Below are 20,338 nucleotides of genomic sequence, written 5' to 3' on the forward strand. Positions count from 1 at the left end.
GGCGTCACATGAAGTTTTCACCTTCCTTATTACGCGGCACCCTTATAAAAAGGTACAAGCGATTTCTTGCCGATGTTGAGTTAGACGACGGCACTATTGTCACTGCACATTGCCCAAATACTGGCGCTATGACTGGCTGTGCTGTTCCTGGATACACTGTCTTTTTAAGTGAGTCCACCAACCCAAATCGAAAACTCAAGTATACATGGGAGCTAGCCCAAACATTTGATGGTCACTTCATCGGCATTAATACGCACAATGCTAATAAACTGGTGGCGGAAGCGCTAGATAACAAGGTGCTAAGCCAATTTTCAGACATCACAGATTGGAAAGCAGAAGTAACACCGCCAACCGCCAATAGCCGGTTCGACTTTGCATTAACCCGAAAAAATTCCGAAAATCAGAGTTTTACTGAGTATATGGAAGTTAAATCCGTCACCTTAGCAGATGAAAACAAAGGGTTCTTCCCCGACGCAGTCACTCAACGCGGCGCGAAGCACTGTTTAGAACTTGCGCGTTTATCTGACAGTGGTATAAAAACCAATCTATTATTCTGCGTACAACACACCGCCATCGAAAGTGTACAAGTGGCCGAGCATATTGATCCAACTTATGCAGAAAGCGTAAAGATTGCCGCAAACGCTGGCGTAACGGTTTTGGCGGCAAGCTGTATAATAGACGAACAAAAAATCCTATTAAATCAAACACTCCCTTTGATTTTATAAAAAATAGGTTGATTTTTTTCATTTCGCCTTCATATTTGCGCCTTGTTTTAGTGGGAGAACGCACTAATGCGTTTGCTGGTAGCCAGCGGGCTAAATGAAAAAACACCTGGCTAATTTATGAAAGCAATACACCAGCATAATAATTACATAGACACGATTGATTGCCTGAAGTTGTCGAGTCTGATATAGATATCGGTCCAATCAGGACAAGATGGATGTCGTAGTGTAGGAGATGTGGCAGATGCCAACAGGAAAAGAAACAAAATCCCTAGGACTATTAGCGCTGGCAGGTTTACAGCCGTACGAGCCAAAAGCTGACGAAGAGTACATGGGCGAGCCCCAAATGGAGCACTTCCGTCTATTGCTTAAAGCATGGCGCAATCAACTTCGTGAAGAAGTTGACCGTACAGTAACGCACATGAAGGATGAAGCAGCAAACTTCCCTGATCCTGTAGACCGTGCAGCTCAAGAAGAAGAGTTCAGCCTTGAGTTACGTACACGTGACCGTGAGCGTAAGCTAATAAAGAAAATTGAAAAAACGCTTAAGCGAATTGAAGAAGACGATTTCGGCTTCTGTGATCAATGTGGTATCGAAATTGGTATTCGTCGCTTAGAAGCTCGTCCTACAGCAGATTTATGTATCGACTGTAAGACCATGGCTGAAATTAAAGAAAAACAACTTCAAGGTTAAGTTACTAGCCTCGATTACGTTGATATAGAAAGCCTCATCCCGAAAAGATGGGGCTTTTTGTTAAGCCTTTATTATGCATAACCACTATGTAGGGCGCTTTGCTCCCTCTCCATCCGGCCAACTTCACTTCGGTTCGTTAGTTACCGCTGTTGCCAGCTACCTAGATGCCAAAAGCCATAACGGAAAATGGCTGCTACGTATGGAAGATATAGACGAGCCGCGCTGTATTAAAGGTGTAGATAAAGACATACTCACTACCCTAGAAGCCCACGGCCTGTATTGGGACGGCGACGTCATCTATCAAAGCCAACAACATGCCCGTTATCAAGCGGTTCTCGATGACTTACTTACACAACAAAAAGCCTATTTTTGTACCTGCACACGTAAGCAAATTAAAGCCATGGGCGGTGTTTATAACGGCTACTGTCGGACTGAGCCAGTACACTCCAACACACAGGACTGTGCAGTTCGTTTAAAAGTAGATACTCAACTTGAAGCCTTTGATGACGTGCTTATGGGCAAAGTTATGCCCTCTAATTCAAGCTCTGATTTAATAGCCGAAGACGTAGTGCTGAAACGTCGAGACGGCTTATTTTCGTATAACCTTGTCGTGATTTTAGATGACGTATTTCAGCAAGTTAACCATGTCATTAGAGGGTGTGATTTAATTGATGTCACGCCTTTACAGCGCGCCGTATATCACACGCTGGGCTATTCTACTCCTGAATACGGTCACGTGCCGGTCGCTGCCGTGGCACCAGGCAGAAAACTAAGTAAACAAAACCGTGCAGCGCCAGTTAAAAACGAATCAGCTTTAGATAATCTCGTGCGTGTGATGCACTTTTTAGGCTTTTCCTTTCCAAATGCGTCAGAATTTGGTGATATTGATTCGGCGCTTAAGACGGCTATTTCAATGTGGAATAGGAAAAAAGTAGTGAAAACACCCGAAATTATTGTTCCACAGCATGAATCCACTTATTATAGCGAACCTTTATAGTCTGCGGAGATACCATCATCATTCATCGTGTTTTTAAATCTGTTAAGCGCGCTTTTTCAAAAGAGAGTTCGTCTCCTAACGCTTTAAAGCCAAGGACTATGACCCGTGGAGAACACGGTATATCTCGCGAAGACGTAAGCGCAAATGCATTGAAAGTAATGTATCGCCTTAATGGAGCTGGCTTCGAATCCTATTTGGTAGGAGGCTGTGTACGCGACATTTTGATGGGTCACGAACCAAAAGATTTCGACGTGGTGACGAACGCCACACCTGAACAAATTAAAGGCTTGTTCAGAAATTGCCGCCTTATCGGCAGGCGCTTTCGTTTGGCCCACATTGTGTTTGGCCGTGAAATCATTGAAGTAGCCACGTTCCGCGGGCATCACCAAGAGTCAGACGAAGACGAAAACCTTCCCAAGGGCAAGGCTGTCGCAAAGCGCGACGCTCACGGTCAATTAGTACGCGATAACGTATTCGGCACCATTGAAGAAGATGCTGAACGCCGTGACTTTACCTTTAACGCCATGTATTACAGTGTAGCCGACTTTACGGTAAAAGACTTCGCTAATGGCTTAGCCGCCATAGAAAAACGAGAAGTTGAGCTTATTGGCGACCCGGAAACACGCTACCGTGAAGATCCGGTACGCATGCTACGTGCGGTACGCTTTGCCGTTAAGCTTGGTATGCGCATTGAAGCAAAAACCGCTGCACCGATTAAATCTCTGGCCAACCTTTTACAGAACATTCCACCAGCGCGCTTGTTTGAAGAAACCCTTAAACTGTTTTTATCGGGTAAGGGAGAAGAAACCTTCTTAATGCTGCACGAATACGGCTTAATCGAGCCTTTGTTCCCTCAGCTAACGCCGTTTTTGAAAGATGAAAACAGCCGTGAAATGCAGTTTGTACGTCGTGTACTTGCCAATACCGACGAGCGCATTAATAGCGACCAGCGTGTTACGCCAGCGTTCCTTTATGCCGCACTACTCTGGTATCCGGTTGAAGAAGAGTCACAACGCTTACAAAGCGAGTCTGGCTTAAATGCTCATGATGCATTTAATATTGCGTCAGGCGAGGTCATCGCACGTCAAACACAACGTATTATGATCCCTAAACGCTTCTCTACCGTGGTTCGGGACATCTGGATTTTACAGCAACGTCTACCTAAGCGCTTTGGCCGTCGCGCTTTCCAATTGCTCACGCACCCAAAATTTAGAGCAGGCTATGACTTTTTGCTTGCTCGAGGCCAAATTGAAGGTGGCGATCTATTAGAGCTAGCTCAGTGGTGGACGCACTTCCAGCACGCTGACAACGGTAAGCAGAAAGGCATGCTTAACGCCCTTCGCAAAAGCGAAGGCGGCGCAAAAGGTGCCCCGCGTAAGCGCAAGCGTAAACCAGCGAAGCGAGGTCCTGATGCATAAAGAGCACGTGTACATTGGTGTAGGTAGCAACCTCGGCGATAGCCAAGGAAAAGCCCTGCGCGCGTTTGATGCGATAGGTCAAATAGAAGACACCCGCGTACTTAAAACCTCTTCACTTTATTCCAGTAAACCGATGGGGCCGCAAGACCAACCTGACTATATTAACGCGGTGTGCTTAATTGAGACCTCGTTAAAGCCGCACGGCTTATTGAAGCAGCTGCAACGCATAGAGCTGGAAGAAGGCCGTGAGCGCAAAGGTGAGCGCTGGGGACCACGCACGTTGGATTTGGATATTTTGTTGTACGGCAGCGAAACTATCGACACCGCAGACTTAATCATTCCCCATTACGGCATGGCAGAACGCGAGTTCGTTATGGTGCCGCTGTTTGAAATTGCGCCCAATATGGTTATGCACGATGGCAAACCCATCTCGGCATGGGTCGCTAACTGCTCGCTGGATGGACTTCGTCGCCTGCGCTCTTCCAATTAGCGGCAAAATCCGTATAGTTCGCCACACGATACCAACAATATCAATCTGAGACATGTCATGAAGAAAGTAACTGTATCGGGCTTGCTTAAGAAAAAGCAGGCCGGGGAAAAGATCACCTCTTTAACCGCTTACGACGCCAGCTTCGCCAAAATGTTCGACGAACAAGGCGTTGACGCCCTTCTTATTGGCGACTCTTTAGGCATGGTCCTTCAAGGTGAAGACGACACCCTACCGGTAACCATCGATGACATTGCCTACCACACGAAAAGTGTGCGTCGCGGCACTGAACGCGCCTTCGTATTAGCCGATATGCCGTTTATGTCTTACGCCACTCCTGAGCAAACCTACGCCAATGCAGCAAAGCTTATGGCTGCAGGTGCAAGTATGGTTAAGATGGAAGGTGGAAGCTGGTTGTGCGACACCATCAAAGGCTTAAACCTGCGTGGCGTACCTGTGTGTGGCCATTTAGGCTTAACGCCTCAGTCAGTGCACGTTTTCGGTGGTTTTAAAGTACAAGGCCGCGAAGCGAGCCAAGCTGAAAAACTGCTTAGCGAAGCGAAAGCGTTGGAAGAAGCCGGTATTCAGTTATTAGTGCTTGAATGCGTGCCTTCATCGCTAGGCAAAGCGGTTAGCGAAGCCCTAACCATACCGGTAATCGGTATAGGCGCAGGCAAAGATACCGACGGTCAAATTCTGGTGATGCACGACATGTTTGGCATCAGCGCAAACTATATGCCGAAGTTCTCAAAGAACTACCTTGTAGAAACCGGCGATATGCGCAAAGCCGTATCAAAATATATTGAAGATGTGCAAAGCGGTGCGTTCCCATCGGCTGAACACAGCTTCGAGTAACGAGGTAAATTATGAAGGTGGTTGATAGTATTTCAGCATTACGCAGCACGGTAAACGCGTGGCGACGTAATGGTGAAACCGTAGGTTTTGTACCCACTATGGGCAACCTGCACGATGGTCATCTTAAACTAGTTAAAAAAGCGAAAGCGCACAACGACAAAGTGGTGGTAAGCATTTTTGTTAACCCCATGCAGTTTGGCGCGAACGAAGATTTAGACGCCTATCCACGCACTATCGAAGAAGATAAAGCTAAGCTTATTTCTGTGGGTGCAGACGCGGTGTTTTTACCTAGCGTAGCGGAAATGTATCCGGCAGGTCTGGATGCGCAGACGTTCGTTGAAGTGCCCGGCATTTCAGACTCGCATTGTGGCGCCAGTCGCCCTGGCCATTTTCGCGGCGTCGCTACCGTGGTGACCAAGCTTTTCAACATGGTACAGCCCGACGATGCGTTTTTTGGTGAAAAAGACTTCCAGCAGCTACAAGTTATTCGCGCGTTAGCTCGCGATTTATCAATGGCAGTGAAGGTTCACGGGGTTTCTACTGAACGCGAGACGTCAGGCCTAGCAATGAGCTCTAGAAATGGCTACCTGACAGACACTGAAAAAGCGACGGCGAGTGCTATTTTTGCAGAAATGCAGCGCTTAAAAGCGGGCATAGAAAGTGGTAACACCGACTTTGTTCAGCTTGAAAATGCCATGGTCAGTAACCTTGAAGCAAAAGGCTTTAAGAAAGACTACTGTCAGGTAGTTAACGCCGCCACCTTTGAACCAGCTAACGATAGCGACAAAGAATTAGTTCTGCTTGTTGCTATGTTTATGGGCAAGACACGCTTAATTGATAATATGCAAATTACGCGAGATTAAGCGTAATACCAATCCTCGCGGATAGTCTCGAACTACAAAAGAAAACGCCCGATGCATGACTCCTAAACAGAGCCTGTATCGGGCGTTTTTTTATTTGTTGCTGCTGAAGTCTTTAAGACGCAACGGTTTCTGTTTCGCGAACGAAATCCATTAGCTCTTTCCAAGCCTGAGTCTCTTTCGCAATTAAGTGTTGCTCAGCCAAAATTGCGGCCAAGTCGTTATGGCTAGTAAGCGGATTCGCTAACACTACGCGAAACACGGTAATACACTGGGAAGGGTAATCCGGCGCTTCCAGGCGAGTACGAGACACAAAAGACTTACCTGCTTCACGCTGCTGCTTTTGTACCGCAACAACAAGGGCGTCAACCTTCTCATTGATAGCGTTGCGGGTTTTAGCATTCACATGCTTCAGCTTTTCCTGCACTTCAGCGGGACAAACGCGATAGGTCAACAGTGATAGAATAGGTGTGGTCGTCAATTCAAAGTCTTGGGCTTTATCAATCATCTGCGCAAAGTCTTTGGCTTTATCAATGCTGCGATCAATTAGTAGCTCGTACCCTTTGCGACCGAATATATGCAGCGCCGAGTACACCATCATGGCCATACCGTTTCGGGAGCCTTCCAGCGTGGTAGCACCTAAGTCTTTAGAGCCTGCACGCAAAATATATTGCGCGTGATGTCTTACCGCATTGGCATTTTGTGGGTCTTTGAAAAGCGCCATTCCTGCGCCCATTGGCACGTACATTTGCTTATGCGCATCAATAGTCACTGAGTCTGCGCGTTCAATACCTTTTAGTCTGTCGCGATAGCGCGCCGAGAACAGCGTAGCGCCGCCCCAGGCTGCGTCTACATGGAACCAGCAGCCTAACTCTTTGGCTACGTCAGCAAGCTCGTCTAGCGGGTCTACATGCCCTGTTTCGGTGGTGCCGCCTACCCCAACGATAGCAAGAAGCTTATTGCCTTCCTCTTGATAACGTTTACCAATGCGAAGGGCTTTTGCTGGATCTAGGGTTTGCTTTGGCGCGGGCACAGTTAATAATTGTTCGCGACCTAACCCCAATACATCCACTGCCTTTGACAGCGAGTAATGCCCACGTTTACTGCACATCACGCCTAAATTGTTAATGTCGTAGTGACGATAGGCAGCGGCTAGACCTGCTTTTGCCACGCCAGAAAACCCTTTTTGTGGGCCAAGTAATTTGTTGCGTGCCACCCATAAGGCGGTGATATTGGCAATGGTTCCGCCAGAGCAAAATGCCCCCAAAGAATGGGCGGCACTGTGTAGATGGTTGTCGTAAAAGCTTTGAGGCTGATCGTACACAAGGTTGTGCATCATACCCAATACTTGACGCTCTAGCGGCGTGAAAGCTTTAGACGTTTCTATCTTAACCAGGTTCTGGTTAAGCCCGACCATTAACTTAGAAAGCGGCAGGTGAAAATAGGGCAACGCTGAGGTCATGTGACCAATAAAGGTAGGCGAGTAAGTATTAACTGAATGCGCAACAAGCTTATCTAACAAGCTTTCAGCATGAGTAGACACAAACTCGGGTGACTCAGGCACCTTGGAGTCTGAAAAGTCTTTTTCAATTTCTTCTAACGACGTCTTTTTTGTCACTACGTGCTGCGACAAAAAATCTAAGATATTGTCAGATAAATGCTGCTCTATTTGAGCCAGCTTTGAGTCTTTGTGTTCAGGCTTGGTAAAGACCCTAAACAGGTGCTCTAAACTAACTTGCGCTTCACCCACTCAACACACCTCATACTTAAAACAATCACACATTTCGCTTACATTTATTGGGCGAAATCAACAGGCGGTTTTGTAGGACACCGGCCTGACACTTACTTTTCCTTTTAGCCAACTAGCATTCGACACAATTACTTTGTGACTGGTGCAGCTATTTATCCAACATATCCCTTAACGGTACATCGGCTGGGCTAATGCGCGTTGACGCGGTCCATTCGTTGCCAAACCTGAAAACTTATCACAATACTTTCAGGGTGTCGCACTTTACATCAGATTGCAATGCTCGCCAAGGGTTAGCGCACGGCATTTAAGCGACTATTAACGTTTTATTACATGTAAAAAACTTATGAAGCGGTTAACTCTGCACACGTATTTAAACGAATTCCCCCGAATTTTGTACCGCAAATTTTATCAGTCTCTACTATATTTAATTTATGAATAGTACCAACACGGGTCTCTCGTATTGGTTTTCCATCTTCTAATTGCGAGCCTAAGTAGCCATTGAACTCACATTCAAGCATTCATCGCTGCGATAAAGTACTGCTTCAAAGCAAGGGGGTCTGTTTATGCCCATTCGTGAAATTTCCGAGGATTTCTCTATCGATGATATCGTGCCTTATTTTCAACCCATCGTTGACTTACAAAGCCAAGGAGTATGGCGCTACGAGTGCCTGGCACGCTTGATAACCCGAGGTGATAAGACTTTTTTACCTAGCGAATTTCTCTACCTTATAGAGCGCGAACAACACGTAAATACGCTTGCAGCGAGCATGTTTGTGCAATGTGCCAGCTATTTTCACGACGTTAATATCCCTTGGAACATCAATATAACTGCCAATGACCTTCACAATGTAGAGCTTACTAATACCCTCATCACCCATTTAGCAAGCTATCCCACGCCGGAGCGTGTAAGTATAGAAGTGAGTGCTTCTACTGCCCTATCCAATCCGAAAAGCCTTACCGCATTTATCGAAAAAAGCATGCATGTGGGGCTGGGCGTTTTCATCGATAACGTTGGATCATGCCCAGGTAACATACGAGCGCTTATGAACTTGCCGGTTCGGGGGATTAAGCTCGCTGGCGGGCTAATTAAACACTATGACGAACAAGAGGCAGTGAGGGAATATGTAGACTATCTGCTGTCGCTATGTGAACGCCATGGAGTAAGCACTATTGCGGAGCACGTAGAAGACGAGGCGCATCTAGAACGCGTAAAACGCCTGCCCATTCGTTATGCACAGGGATATGTGTTTAGTCCGCCCATGGCGAATGTGAGAAGTGCCACTGCGCGCCATTAACAAGCGAATTATACAAATTTGAATAACAAACGGGGCGAGCTTTTCATCTCACCCCACTTTTACAGCTTTCAGTATTTCTTGCTGCTATAGCAGACTCAGCCTTCTTCGCTACGGCAGTTAAGCTGCCAGCACGATTGACCGCTCCCTCGGTACTTTCGCTCAAACGGCGTCATGTGATCATCGCCAGTAACTTCAGATAAATCAGATACCATGCCGTAATGTTTAGCCGCTTGCGCAAATTCCATTAGATAAATAAGCCAGTTGCTACGCACTTCAATATTTGGAGTGATCGCCATCAGGTCCACCATGGCCGCACTACCGTGCCAGCGCTTTTGAACCTGCGTCTTTTTAGGATAGGGGTTGGGATACAGCAGAAAGTGCTGAGTCACGTTCCAACTAGACTGCTTTACTAAGCGCCAAAAGTCGTTCACATCGGCACGAATGACCCGATAGTTATCTTGCTGTGCACTGTAATACTCGTGTTTATCCACCCGCAGCGCCGACTTATCGATACCGATAACACGCGCATCGGGGTTTGCTCTTGCAATATTCGCCGTACTTTCGCCAACGCCGCAGCATGAATCTAAAATGATCTCGCCGCTAAAGCCATCAAGCCACGCGCTGACATCATCAAACGCGGCTTGTGTATGGTCGCTAATCGGTCGCTTATTTTCACTCGCTTGGTACTTTTTCACTAAGTCGTCTAACTTATCGTGAATACCTACCTGCGATGTTGTGATTTCTCTAGAATTACCGCTGGCCATTAGCTACGAATACCTTTACCCGTTTTAAGTAGGTAGTACGCCACACCAAATAGCAGTGCATTAAAGCCCACTAACAAGGCAAGCGACAAGGTTACATTTACGTCAGAGACCCCCAAGAAGCCATAACGAAACCCGTTGACCATATAGACAACAGGGTTCGCCTTACTCACCCACTGCCAGAATTCAGGCAATAGGGTAAGTGAATAAAACACACCACCTAAGTAAGTTAACGGTGTTAATACAAACGTTGGAACCACGCTAATATCATCAAAGGTCTTCGCAAATACCGCATTAATTAAACCCGCAGTCGCAAACAAGGTAGAAGTGAGTAACAACGTGAGCGCAATAATGCCCAAATTGTGTATTTGAACATCAACGAAAAACAGCGACACTAAGGTAACGATAATACCTATCAGTATGGCGCGGGCCACGCCGCCGCCCACATACCCGAGAATGATGACCGAAGTGGGTACTGGTGACACCAACAGCTCTTCAATATTGCGCTGAAATTTAGCACTAAAAAATGAAGAGGACACGTTGGCGTAGGAGTTTGTGATCACCGACATCATAATAAGGCCGGGCACAATAAACTCCATGTAAGTAAAGCCGCCCATTTCGCCAATACGGTTGCCGATGAGGCTACCGAATATCACGAAGTACAAACTCATTGTAATAGCTGGCGGCACAAGGGTTTGTACCCATATGCGCAAAAAGCGCGTGCATTCTTTTATCCAAATAGTGGTTAGCGCCACATAGTTTTGCTTAAACCAACCCACGTTTTCTTCTGTGTTCATTTGTGTACTTTCAGTTTTCATGTTTTTCACCTTTACCTGCTGTGGGTTTAGCCAGCTTGCTTCGCTGATTCAACTAAACGCACAAATAGCTCTTCAAGGCGGTTTGATTTATTGCGCATGCTCATTACTTGAATACCCTTTTCACTTAGCTGGGTGAAAACCGGGTTCAATCCTTCCGTTTTCTCAACATCAACTTCAAGGGTATGGTCGTCAATCAAACGGTGTTCAAAGCCCGTTAGTAGGTCATCTGTCGTCGTCATGCCCTCTGGAATTTTGATATCCAACACAAAGGTTTCTAGGCTTAATTTAGACAATAAAGCTTTCATGCTGGTGTTCTCGACAATGGTGCCCTTGTTAATAATGGCGATATTGCGACACAGCATTTCTGCTTCTTCAAGATAGTGGGTAGTGAGGATAATCGTGATCCCCTGACGATTAATCTCTTCTAAGAAGCCCCACATTGAGCGGCGAATTTCAATATCTACGCCCGCGGTTGGCTCATCTAAAATAAGCAATTTCGGCTCATGCATGAGTGCTCGAGCAATCATCAGTCTTCGCTTCATACCACCCGATAGCTCACGCGCGCGGGCATCGCGTTTTTCCCACAGGTCAAGCTGGGCAAGGTATTTTTTAGCACGCTCTTTCGCAATACTGCGCGGTACGCCGTAGTAACCTGCCTGATTCAATACAATTTGCAGTACAGTTTCAAATTGGTTGAAATTGAACTCTTGTGGCACCAGACCAATGCAGGCTTTGGCTTGCTCTTTTTGCGTTGTGAGGTCATAACCAAACACCGACACACTGCCATTGGTTTGGTTTACAAGTGAACTGATAATACCAATAGTGGTAGATTTACCCGCCCCATTTGGGCCAAGTAATGCAAAGAAGTCTCCTTCTTGTACTGTAAGGTCGACGCCTTTTAGTGCCTGTACGCCACCTTTGTAGGTTTTGGTTAACCCTTTAATGTCCAACGCTTTCATGATTTGCCCGTAGTGAGAGTGTGATCACTAAGACGTATTGACCTTTGATGCAAACCAAAGGTCAGCACGCCCTAATTAACTTTAGTGAGATGCAGTTATCTGTCGCTAACAACTTACAACCAACGAAGTGTAACCTAGTTCATGCTATTAAATGAATACACTCGCGTTTAGTGGTTGCTTTAAACAGTTTAAGCTTTCGTCTTCTAAATGAGAGCGAAAACGCCTTTTTTCAACCCCAATAAAAAAGCGCCGCGTACCGTTGGGGTAGTACGCAGCGCAAAGGGTAGCTTAATACCAGTCTGAATAGATAATTAAGACTTTTACGTAGAAGTTCAGCCTTACCGCTTCCACGGCACTGTTTTCCCCTCTCCTAGTCTTTGAAGAGGCTTCTACAGTGCAATCCGCCTCGCTTGCCTGGCACTTAAAAAAAGAAGTGCGCTAAACTCGACGGACAAATACTATTAAACCCGTTATTAATGGCAAAAAAAGCGCGTAATTGTGGAAATGTGGTGGTGATTTAGCTTGCCTATAGATTTAGCACGTGAAGCTGCACGCCAAGCGTTTTATTAATCCGCGCTTAGGGACGCTTGTGTGGGGCTTCCGCCAAAGATAAAGTCCACGATAAGCCCCTCAAATATGGCGTAAATGAGGCAGGCTTGAGGATTTTATGCCGAACTTAGGCAATAGCTGTCATTCATAGGTATAGTGTGCGCTCTATCAGAATTATATTTGCGGGTTAATGTATGCCAAAGACAATTGCATTAGTGGAAGATGACGCGGCCATTCGCGAAAATTACATTATGGCGCTTAAAGCGCAGGGCTATAGCGTGAATGCCTATGAGGACAGGCCTTCTGCTGCTGAAGCGTTTAACCACACCTTACCCGACTTAGCCATTATCGATATTGGTTTGAAAGATGAAATTGAAGGGGGCTTTATGCTGTGTCAGCAACTGCGAGGCCTATCACAAACCCTACCTATCATCTTTTTTACTGCACGAGATAACGATGTAGATACTATCAGCGGCCTAAGAATGGGCGCGGACGACTACCTGACTAAAGATATCAGCATGGCTCACCTGCTAGCACGCATTGCAGCCTTGTTCAGACGTACAGATTTACTTGCCGCTCCAACAGAGCAAAAAGATGAACTAAAAGTGGGCGACTTAAAAGTAGACGTGTCGAGAATGACGGTAAGCTGGCAAAACCAGCCCGTTTTGTTGACGGTAACAGAGTTTTGGATGCTGCATGCGCTCATTAAGCGCCCTGGTCATGTGAAAAGCCGCCAACAGCTAATGGATGAGTCCAGAATGGTGGTAGACGACACCACCATTACTTCGCATATCAAACGTATGCGTAAAAAGTTTGTGCAGCTTGACCCTAACTTCGATCATATCGACACCGTGTACGGCATGGGATATCGCTGGCAGCTGTAGCGGGCTTTCGACTAAAACTGCGTTTCGTCTGATTAAAAGATAAGGGCAACCGACTAAAAACATGGGATTTCGCTTTTCAATACGCCTTCAGCTTATGGTGCTGTCGCTGTTCTTATTCACCATACCCTACTTAGGTTATAACTATGTGTGGGAGCTTGAGCAGTATCTGCGAAACGGTCAAGAACAAACCATGATTGGCACGGCACGAGCTGTTGCCACTGCCCTTCACGAGCGTCCCGCTTTGTTTGATAGCCAATCAGCGTATCTTCAAGACGTGCGCCCCGGAACAGATCTTTACGCGCCACCTATCCCGTCCCCCATTCGACTGGATGGCGAACTTAACGACTGGCAGCAAGTCAGCGAGTTAATGAGTGAGTATGGCAGTGGCGAAGTTATTGAGTACTACAATGGCTACGCGGGAGAACCCACTAGCTTATCGTTTAAGCATATGGTGGGGCGCTACGGTCAATTTCTGTATGCCATGTTTGAAGTCAGTGATGACGTGCTGCTGTGGCGACAACCCAATAGTTTAAGCGTGGAGACTGGCGACCACTTACTTGTGGGCATGGAAACTCCACAGGGAGAATTAGCAAGGTATGTTGTCGCCCCTTATGAAAGTGGCTGGGTAAATGCGTACAAACTGGCAGATAACACAACGACAACTCGGGCGGTAGAGAACGCGCTCTCTATTCAAGGCCGATGGCAAGAGACTGCCACGGGCTACAACATTGAACTGCGCTTTCCGCTATCTATGACCACAGGCGGCTTGGCATTTTCAATTGTCGATGTGGACGACAGGGCAAGTCGATTGAAGCAGTACGCGTTAGGTACGGCGAATACAAAAGAGCTCGCTGAATTAGGTACTGTTATCACTCCTTCCCCTGAAATTGAGCGCATTCTGGCAGGTTTAAAATATGCCGATTCACGGGTTTGGGTTGTAGATAAGCACAAGCGGGTACTCGCCCGCGCTGGTGACATTCAATCGGCCACAGGCATTGAAGTAGATGAAAAAGAAACCTCTTCAAATGCAATTTGGCACTGGGTTGAGAGTGAGTGGTTACTTCCACTTTATTATCAGATTCTTACGCGGCCACCTGCCGACTTTATTGACGAGCTAGACGATGCTTATGCATTGGTAGGGCAGGATTTAGGCACTGCGCTGAATGGCCAACCCGACTCACTATGGCGTTTGTCACCCGATAACAAAGCCATAGTACTCTCCGCTGCCTACCCAATTTTTATTGAAGGCAACGTAATGGGGGCAGTTATTGTAGAGCAAACCACCAATGGTATTCGTACGTTGCGGAACCGGGCGTTAGAACAACTCTTTCACGTGATTTTAGCAGTGATGACCATAGGTACATTAGGGTTACTGCTGTTCGCTACGCGAATTTCAAACCGCATTCGCTCCCTTCGCGATAACACCGAAGCGGTGATAGATGATAATGGCAAAATCATTGGCACCCTGCCGGTTTCAAATCAGCGTGATGAAATTGGTGATTTATCCCGTTCATTTGCGGATGTGCTTTCACGGTTACAGCAGTACAACTCCTATTTAGAAAACATGGCATCTCGCTTGTCTCACGAACTTAGAACGCCCATTGCCGTGGTAAAATCGTCGCTGGATATGCTAACTCAGGTGAATGACGCCGACCAACAAGCCGTTTTTGTTGAGAGGGCGCAATCAGGGGTGAACCGCCTAAGTACAATATTAAACAGTATGAGTGAAGCCACCCGATTAGAGCAGGCCATTCAACAAGAAGATTTAGAACCATTCGACTTAGTTAAGGTGATATCTGGGTGTATTGCTGGTTACGAACATGCCTATAGCCATCGACGCTTCAGTTTTACCCACAATGCTGATACTGCGCGCATACTTGGTTCCCCTGAACTTACGGCTCAAATGTTCGATAAAATTATCGCTAACGCCGTAGATTTCAGTGAAAAAGAAAGTGAAATCCAAGTCAGTATCACGGTTAAGGACAAGCAAGCTGAGCTAACCATTAGTAATACCGGGCCGCTTCTTCCTGAAGGAATGAGGTCTCAGTTGCTTCAGTCTATGGTGTCGGTGAGAAAAGAAAACGATGTGCAAAATGCCTCTTCACCGCACTTGGGGCTAGGGCTTTACATTGCCAACATCATAATGACCTTCCACAAAGGTCAGTTATCTTTATTCAATCGGAAGGATAGTACAGGTGTAGTCGTCAGCGCACGCTTTCCTTTGATGTAAATGAATGAAAAAAACGTCCAACTCGGTCTATAGTTAAAGTCTAATAAACTTTGCTACATAGATAGCGAAAGCCGAGCACATACCTCATACCAGTCCGCATAGGTTATTATCTATACGGATTGGTTTTGAATAGGCTATACGTAGTCATATGCTTTCGTGTCAACAAAGGACGCATAGCGCTTTGCCTTTCTGTCAAAGGCTAAAGCCATTATAAAGAATGAATTACAATGCAAAAAAACAACACGTTATTGATTAAATCCATGTCATTTGCGCTTTCTATTTTCTTTACTTCTCATCGAAGGGCGAGCACGTTCAACATAACTAGTTTTATCACAGGTACATTCACATCGAGCGCTCTCTTACTAGCCGGCGCTACCCTTTCATGGGCACATGCCGCTGATACATCCTTATCAGCAACGCCAACCATTTCGATATACGTTAGCGACGCCAATGGGGAGCCTGTGAAAGATATGGTGTTAACCCTAACGCCTAACTTTACGCTTGCATCAACGCCACAGCGTGAAGAAGAGCCCGCCATAATGAATCAAATCGATAAACAATTTGCGCCTCACGTGCTTGTTGTTCAATCAGGCACAGATATTTCGTTTCCAAACGCAGATAATCTTTTTCATCACGTGTATTCTTTTTCGCCTACAAAACAGTTTGAGCTAAAACTCTATAAAGAGTTTACCGCTGAACCGCTTCGCTTTGAGCAAGCTGGTATTGTAGATATTGGCTGCAATATTCACGACTGGATGCTGGGCTATATTGTGGTAACCGACAGTCCATTTTTCGCAAAAACCGATGAAGAAGGCGTAATGAATGTTTCACTTCCGGTAGGCGAGTACAGTGTTATGACCTGGCACCCGCAGCAACCTGATGTGAAACTATTTAACAGCGCAACATTGCATATCACCAACTCACAAGAATACAAATTTGTTCTTGATGCAGTTTTCAGTGACGATGACTTCGACGAAGGATTTGGCGATTATTAATGCGTAATGTCTTTGCCTTAACCGTCTGTTTGCTTTGCACGAGTTTAACACTTCAGGTTCACGGAGAAACCAAGGCCCTAGTAAGAACAAGCTTTGTGGCAAAAGATGATTCGCGGAGCTTTCAGCAAATGGGGGCCGGCCATCAGCGTTATGAAAGTAACGGCATACAGCTCTCTCATGCTGTAGTGATAGCTGACTTTATGTTAGCGGATAGTTGGTCGGCAGTTGGCGTCATCAATGGTTATAGCGATGGGGAACAAAAGGTTGGATTCTCCGAGCTTTATTTAAAATACCGCCCGTTAGTCGCATCCAGCATAAAGCCTGAAGTAAAAATAGGGGCATTTTTTCCCGCTCTCTCAGCGGAAAATACCGACGCGGGTTGGTTATCGCCTCATTTTCTGAGTAACTCAGCAATTAATAGTTGGGTGGGTGAAGAACTAAGAACGGGCGGAATCGAAGTAAGTCTACGACAAAATGGCAGGCAAATAAGAAGCCAATGGTCATGGAAAGTATTGGGCAGCGTGTTCAAAGGTAACGATTCCACCGGCACTCTGCTTTCTTGGCGAGGGTTTGCCCTTCACGACAGGCAGTCCGTTTATAATGATCGCATAAACTTCCTCCCCATTCCCGGCGTCGTCGATGAAGACAAGTTAAACGCACCGGCATGGACGGAACCCTTCAGGGAAATTGACAATCGGTTTGGGTACTACGTAGGAGCTCACTTAGCCTATGCTAGAAAGGCCGAGTTGCGTTATTACTATTACGACAATAATGCAGACCCGAACATTGTTGACCCAGACCGCATTTATGCCTGGCATACGCGCTTTCATTCATTAACACTGCGATATTTACCACGACCTGAGTTAACGGTGTTTTCTCAAGTGCTACTAGGTGACACTTTGATGGGAGAGCATATCGTAGACAACGATTTTTCCAGTGCGTATATCGGTGCGGCATATAACCTAAAGCAATTAGGCTGGGAAGATTTAACTTTAGCCATGCGTGGGGACTGGTATCAGGTGGTAGATAACGATGATGTTATGTATGACCCGAATGGAAGCAGAGGTAACGCCTTTACCGTTAGCGTAAGGTACGACATTACCGCTTATTTATCCGTTAGCACAGAGTGGCAATTAAATTCAGGGCATCAGGAGAATTTGCGTTTTTTCCAATCCGACGAGAACTATAGAGAGCAACTATTTCAACTGGCATTCACTGTAACTCTGTAGCGACGCGACTGTTGTTCAGTCCTACCCTTTCGCCACTTCAATTAAATCAAATTTTGTTTCGCTGTCACCTTTCACCATCACCTGACACTGTCCCCAAGAGCTTGGAATTTGCCAAACATGCGCTTCGGCAACCGTGAATTTTTCTCGATGAGTATCACAACGGACTTCAACGGTATCAAGTTCGCCTTGGATGTTGCCAAAAGCAAACTTACTTCGCACAAGAGTGTGGAACCAATTCCCATCACTTCCTATCGTTACGGGCACGGTTAAGTTTTGCTCAGATGCAATAGATTCTTCAATCTGACTAATTAGCGGCGCGATCTCGCCAATACGCGTTTCTTGCGCTTCCATGTCTTGAAGTGTGGTGTAGGATTTTAATGCTTCTGCATAGTACCCGCGCTGAGCATCGAGTATGATTTTTCTTTGAAGGGCGTATGCCACATAATCTTCATCAAACACCATGTTATTGAAGCGCTTACTACCGTTGCTGGCAAGTAATCGCGTTAGGCTTTGCGCTTCTCTCTCTACGTCGCCTTGTTTGCTCGCTATATGAGACTCCAAGTTTAGCAACCACGTATTTTCATAGCGGTTTAGCGTATCCCAAGCTAGAAGCTCTTTAAGTGCTTCATCAGCCGCGTCAACATCACCCGCATTAAAGCGCTCGTCTGCGTCTTTATAAGCTTTAATAAATTTGCGTGTGGCACCGCTTTTTCCGCTTATAGCGAAATCCATTTGGACTGCTTGATGACACTGCTGGGTAGGTTCGCCATCTTTGATCGCGGGGTTATACTGCCATTTTTTAACCGCTGACAGTGCACTGCGTTTGAAAGAAGGGCTTCCAAAGAAGTCTTCTACAACAGGGTCTTTCACTCTGCCTTCTTCGTCGATAACGTAGCTTAGCCTAACCCAACCTTCTCGGCCTTTTCTAATGGCTTGAGATGGGTATTTAGGATCGACACGTTTCAAAGGCGTCGCTGGTGTAAATGCGCTTATGCGCTCTACTTCATCAGCTTTCGATTCAGCGAGCGCTTTTTCTTTAAGATCATCACATGGGATACTCAGTTCCTGTGCAGCTGCACTTGCTGTGAAACCTGTAGCGAGCAAAGCCGCTAAAACGAGCGATGGTTGGGTTCGCTTAACAATACCTTCCTGGGCTGAATATTCTGTTCTTACTGCTTTTTTCCATAAATCCTGTTTCATATTTATCATCCTTAATAATGGCTAAACATTACGAGTGAATTAGCGCTAATTCTATTTTTTAGACGAACTCTCAAGTGACGCATCGGGTACGTTTTTGATCATCATTTGCTCTTTGCGTTTCATCATCATCTTGGCAAGTCTACGCATGCTCACCGTGGTGTCTTTTTCATCTACGATATCGACACCTAGCAAGCGTTCGAGCAGGTCTTCTAGCGTAAGCACACCTTCTAAACCGCCGTACTCGTCAACCACCAGTAACATATGCACGTGCTTATTGATGAAGTGCTCGAAGGTGACTGACAGCGGCATAGTGTTTAACACGGTAACCATATCTTTTGCGTATTCAGAAAGCGGCTTATCAGTGTTACCTCTGGCTTGTGCCACCAATAAATCAGAACGCATAACAAAGCCGGTAATGTTTTCTGAGTCGCTGTCTTCAAACACAGGGATACGAGAAAATTCTATATTGGCGTGCTTGTGGAAAAAGCCTTCTACCGTCATCGACTCCGACACTTTAAATAGCGCCGTGCGGTGGGTAATCGCATCTTTCACTTTCAGCTCGTGCAAACTTAACAAGCTTTGTAGAAACGCCGCTTCGTGATTCGCTAGCTGACCTTCTTGCCCCGACAACTCTGCCATGGCGTGAAGCTCACTACGGCTTAACCCGCGAAGTGGACTGTCTTCTTTAAAGCCTTTCGTCATTAGCTCAGACATTTTAACGAACGGCATAAGTACAATTGAAAGGTATTTAAGAAAATATGCGGTTACTGGCGCTAGTGTTCGCCAATAGGTTGCACCAAGTGTTTTAGGGATAATCTCAGAAAAAATAAGAATAAGGAGTGTAAGGACTGCTGAAATAACGCCTAGATAGGCGTCACCAAATACTGCTGCCGCTTGCGCACCTGCCCCGGCAGCCCCCATAGTATGAGCAATAGTGTTCAGCGTTAATATTGCTGATAAAGGCGTATTTATATTATCGGTTTGTTTACGTAGTAGCGCACCACTGGCTTTGCCCTCTTTCTCTAACACAGAGATATAAGCGGACGAAACACTCAGAATCACAGCCTCTGCAATGGAGCACAAAAAAGAAAAGCCCAGTGCAATGAAGACGTACACAATAAGTAAAAGCATGTAGTTATTCCAAGCGTCCTTGTAGGTTTAAACGCGTTTTAATTTTAATAAGTTGAACGACTATTATGGATAATAGAGCGGGATATACAAGCGCTCTATGAATATCATTTGAGCGCTTTATTATGAAAGGCATCCGCTGGGTTACTGTTAGCCGCAGCACGCCGAATGTTGCTCTTGGTTATGACGGTGTTGCTGCAGCTTTTTCAGACCCAGCCTTAACATTAACCCCGCCAATAAAATTGCGCATAGCCCATAAATCACCTGAACGTCTGCACCGTGCTCATGAACATGGCTTTGCGTTTTGATCATAGAGGCTAACGAAAACGAAGATACTAGGTAGTTCAGTGCGTAACCAAAACCAATACTCGCAGAGATAACACTGAAAAGGTAAAGCACTAACGTTCGCGTGCCCATTTCTTGTTTGATCATTCCCATCGTTGATACGTTAGTGGCGGGTTCCGCCCCTTAAAAAAAAAAAAAAAAACCCCGCGGGAGCCCCCCCCC

Annotated in this window: 19 protein-coding genes; 12 read left to right on the plus strand and 7 right to left on the minus strand. The window is 46.1% G+C overall.

What is annotated here, in order from left to right; translation table 11 throughout:
* The first annotated feature begins 8 nt into the window (after positions 1 to 8).
* The 7 genes from sfsA to panC all read left to right on the plus strand — a co-directional run bounded on the left by sfsA (position 9) and on the right by panC (position 6,036).
* Positions 9 to 725: a DNA/RNA nuclease SfsA gene (sfsA, locus tag BZA03_RS16675; RefSeq protein ID WP_110289376.1), complete on the plus strand. Its 717-nt coding sequence runs from the start codon at positions 9 to 11 to the stop codon at positions 723 to 725.
* A gap of 241 nt (positions 726 to 966) precedes the next feature.
* Complete coding sequence (gene dksA / locus BZA03_RS16680) at positions 967 to 1,416, plus strand: RNA polymerase-binding protein DksA (protein ID WP_014950997.1); 450 nt, start codon at positions 967 to 969, stop codon at positions 1,414 to 1,416.
* A 73-nt stretch (positions 1,417 to 1,489) separates the two neighbouring features.
* Positions 1,490 to 2,413: a tRNA glutamyl-Q(34) synthetase GluQRS gene (gene gluQRS / locus BZA03_RS16685; RefSeq protein ID WP_014977590.1), complete on the plus strand. Its 924-nt coding sequence runs from the start codon at positions 1,490 to 1,492 to the stop codon at positions 2,411 to 2,413.
* A gap of 98 nt (positions 2,414 to 2,511) precedes the next feature.
* Positions 2,512 to 3,831, plus strand: a complete 1,320-nt coding sequence (pcnB, locus tag BZA03_RS16690) for a polynucleotide adenylyltransferase PcnB (RefSeq protein WP_014977591.1) — start codon at positions 2,512 to 2,514, stop codon at positions 3,829 to 3,831.
* On the plus strand, positions 3,824 to 4,321 hold the full coding sequence (gene folK, locus BZA03_RS16695; RefSeq protein ID WP_110289377.1) for a 2-amino-4-hydroxy-6-hydroxymethyldihydropteridine diphosphokinase: 498 nt from the start codon (positions 3,824 to 3,826) through the stop codon (positions 4,319 to 4,321). Before pcnB ends, folK begins: the two co-directional genes overlap by 8 nt.
* Before the next feature lie 57 nt (positions 4,322 to 4,378).
* Positions 4,379 to 5,173 carry a 3-methyl-2-oxobutanoate hydroxymethyltransferase gene (gene panB / locus BZA03_RS16700; RefSeq protein WP_014977593.1) on the plus strand — a complete coding sequence of 265 codons (795 nt, stop codon included), beginning with the start codon at positions 4,379 to 4,381 and terminating at the stop codon, positions 5,171 to 5,173.
* An 11-nt stretch (positions 5,174 to 5,184) separates the two neighbouring features.
* On the plus strand, positions 5,185 to 6,036 hold the full coding sequence (panC, locus tag BZA03_RS16705) for a pantoate--beta-alanine ligase (RefSeq protein WP_110289378.1): 852 nt from the start codon (positions 5,185 to 5,187) through the stop codon (positions 6,034 to 6,036).
* Between the two features lie 112 nt (positions 6,037 to 6,148).
* Here panC and panP read toward each other — a convergent pair whose 3' ends face one another.
* Complete coding sequence (gene panP, locus BZA03_RS16710) at positions 6,149 to 7,783, minus strand: pyridoxal-dependent aspartate 1-decarboxylase PanP (protein ID WP_014977595.1); 1,635 nt, start codon at positions 7,781 to 7,783, stop codon at positions 6,149 to 6,151.
* A 563-nt stretch (positions 7,784 to 8,346) separates the two neighbouring features.
* On the opposite strand from panP, the gene BZA03_RS16715 reads away from it, so the two are divergent.
* Positions 8,347 to 9,078, plus strand: a complete 732-nt coding sequence (locus BZA03_RS16715; protein ID WP_014951004.1) for an EAL domain-containing protein — start codon at positions 8,347 to 8,349, stop codon at positions 9,076 to 9,078.
* A gap of 95 nt (positions 9,079 to 9,173) precedes the next feature.
* On the opposite strand, the gene BZA03_RS16720 is transcribed toward BZA03_RS16715, so the two are convergent.
* From BZA03_RS16720 to BZA03_RS16730, 3 genes are read right to left on the minus strand one after another with little or no spacing between them, the layout of a single operon-like run.
* The gene (locus BZA03_RS16720) at positions 9,174 to 9,842 is read right to left on the minus strand and encodes a tRNA (guanosine(46)-N(7))-methyltransferase TrmB (protein ID WP_110289379.1); all 669 of its coding nucleotides are present in this window, start codon (positions 9,840 to 9,842) and stop codon (positions 9,174 to 9,176) included.
* Positions 9,842 to 10,657 (minus strand): ABC transporter permease, encoded by an 816-nt coding sequence (locus BZA03_RS16725; RefSeq protein ID WP_014951006.1) that lies wholly within the window; start codon positions 10,655 to 10,657, stop codon positions 9,842 to 9,844. Before BZA03_RS16725 ends, BZA03_RS16720 begins: the two co-directional genes overlap by 1 nt.
* Positions 10,658 to 10,683: 26 nt before the next feature.
* Positions 10,684 to 11,616 carry an ABC transporter ATP-binding protein gene (locus BZA03_RS16730; RefSeq protein ID WP_039226809.1) on the minus strand — a complete coding sequence of 311 codons (933 nt, stop codon included), beginning with the start codon at positions 11,614 to 11,616 and terminating at the stop codon, positions 10,684 to 10,686.
* 743 nt (positions 11,617 to 12,359) lie between these two features.
* Here BZA03_RS16730 and pdsR point away from each other — a divergent pair.
* From pdsR to BZA03_RS16750, 4 genes are all read left to right on the plus strand, one after another.
* On the plus strand, positions 12,360 to 13,049 hold the full coding sequence (pdsR, locus tag BZA03_RS16735; RefSeq protein WP_014951008.1) for a proteobacterial dedicated sortase system response regulator: 690 nt from the start codon (positions 12,360 to 12,362) through the stop codon (positions 13,047 to 13,049).
* 61 nt (positions 13,050 to 13,110) lie between these two features.
* Positions 13,111 to 15,279, plus strand: coding sequence for a proteobacterial dedicated sortase system histidine kinase (pdsS, locus tag BZA03_RS16740; protein WP_061486692.1), 2,169 nt, complete (start codon positions 13,111 to 13,113; stop codon positions 15,277 to 15,279).
* A 227-nt stretch (positions 15,280 to 15,506) separates the two neighbouring features.
* Positions 15,507 to 16,274 (plus strand): methylamine utilization protein, encoded by a 768-nt coding sequence (locus BZA03_RS16745; RefSeq protein ID WP_039226812.1) that lies wholly within the window; start codon positions 15,507 to 15,509, stop codon positions 16,272 to 16,274.
* Between the two features lie 95 nt (positions 16,275 to 16,369).
* A complete protein-coding gene (locus BZA03_RS16750) occupies positions 16,370 to 17,503 on the plus strand; it encodes an outer membrane beta-barrel protein (protein WP_258364658.1) in 1,134 nt (377 codons plus the stop codon).
* Positions 17,504 to 17,524: 21 nt separating this feature from the next.
* Here BZA03_RS16750 and BZA03_RS16755 read toward each other — a convergent pair whose 3' ends face one another.
* The 3 genes from BZA03_RS16755 to BZA03_RS20630 form a co-directional block, all read right to left on the minus strand.
* Positions 17,525 to 18,703 carry an energy transducer TonB gene (locus BZA03_RS16755; protein ID WP_110289381.1) on the minus strand — a complete coding sequence of 393 codons (1,179 nt, stop codon included), beginning with the start codon at positions 18,701 to 18,703 and terminating at the stop codon, positions 17,525 to 17,527.
* A 51-nt stretch (positions 18,704 to 18,754) separates the two neighbouring features.
* Entirely contained in the window at positions 18,755 to 19,834 is a 1,080-nt protein-coding gene (locus BZA03_RS16760; protein ID WP_014951013.1) for a CNNM domain-containing protein, read from the minus strand.
* A gap of 147 nt (positions 19,835 to 19,981) precedes the next feature.
* Positions 19,982 to 20,263, minus strand: coding sequence for a hypothetical protein (locus BZA03_RS20630; RefSeq protein WP_258364659.1), 282 nt, complete (start codon positions 20,261 to 20,263; stop codon positions 19,982 to 19,984).
* Positions 20,264 to 20,338: the final 75 nt, after the last annotated feature.

The sequence above is a fragment of the Alteromonas sp. I10 genome (assembly GCF_003201515.1).
GTDB lineage: Bacteria > Pseudomonadota > Gammaproteobacteria > Enterobacterales > Alteromonadaceae > Alteromonas > Alteromonas macleodii.

Coding starts and splice junctions, on each gene's coding strand:
- pdsS (WP_061486692.1), top strand. CDS start 13,111: ATGGGATTTCGCTTTTCAATACGCCTTCAGCTTATGGTGCTGTCGCTG.
- BZA03_RS16725 (WP_014951006.1), bottom strand. CDS start 10,657: ATGAAAACTGAAAGTACACAAATGAACACAGAAGAAAACGTGGGTTGG.
- BZA03_RS16745 (WP_039226812.1), top strand. CDS start 15,507: ATGCAAAAAAACAACACGTTATTGATTAAATCCATGTCATTTGCGCTT.
- panC (WP_110289378.1), top strand. CDS start 5,185: ATGAAGGTGGTTGATAGTATTTCAGCATTACGCAGCACGGTAAACGCG.
- pcnB (WP_014977591.1), top strand. CDS start 2,512: ATGACCCGTGGAGAACACGGTATATCTCGCGAAGACGTAAGCGCAAAT.
- BZA03_RS20630 (WP_258364659.1), bottom strand. CDS start 20,263: ATGATCAAACAAGAAATGGGCACGCGAACGTTAGTGCTTTACCTTTTC.
- BZA03_RS16720 (WP_110289379.1), bottom strand. CDS start 9,842: ATGGCCAGCGGTAATTCTAGAGAAATCACAACATCGCAGGTAGGTATT.
- BZA03_RS16755 (WP_110289381.1), bottom strand. CDS start 18,703: ATGAAACAGGATTTATGGAAAAAAGCAGTAAGAACAGAATATTCAGCC.
- pdsR (WP_014951008.1), top strand. CDS start 12,360: ATGCCAAAGACAATTGCATTAGTGGAAGATGACGCGGCCATTCGCGAA.
- dksA (WP_014950997.1), top strand. CDS start 967: ATGCCAACAGGAAAAGAAACAAAATCCCTAGGACTATTAGCGCTGGCA.
- BZA03_RS16760 (WP_014951013.1), bottom strand. CDS start 19,834: ATGCTTTTACTTATTGTGTACGTCTTCATTGCACTGGGCTTTTCTTTT.
- folK (WP_110289377.1), top strand. CDS start 3,824: ATGCATAAAGAGCACGTGTACATTGGTGTAGGTAGCAACCTCGGCGAT.
- BZA03_RS16715 (WP_014951004.1), top strand. CDS start 8,347: ATGCCCATTCGTGAAATTTCCGAGGATTTCTCTATCGATGATATCGTG.
- sfsA (WP_110289376.1), top strand. CDS start 9: ATGAAGTTTTCACCTTCCTTATTACGCGGCACCCTTATAAAAAGGTAC.
- BZA03_RS16730 (WP_039226809.1), bottom strand. CDS start 11,616: ATGAAAGCGTTGGACATTAAAGGGTTAACCAAAACCTACAAAGGTGGC.
- gluQRS (WP_014977590.1), top strand. CDS start 1,490: ATGCATAACCACTATGTAGGGCGCTTTGCTCCCTCTCCATCCGGCCAA.
- panB (WP_014977593.1), top strand. CDS start 4,379: ATGAAGAAAGTAACTGTATCGGGCTTGCTTAAGAAAAAGCAGGCCGGG.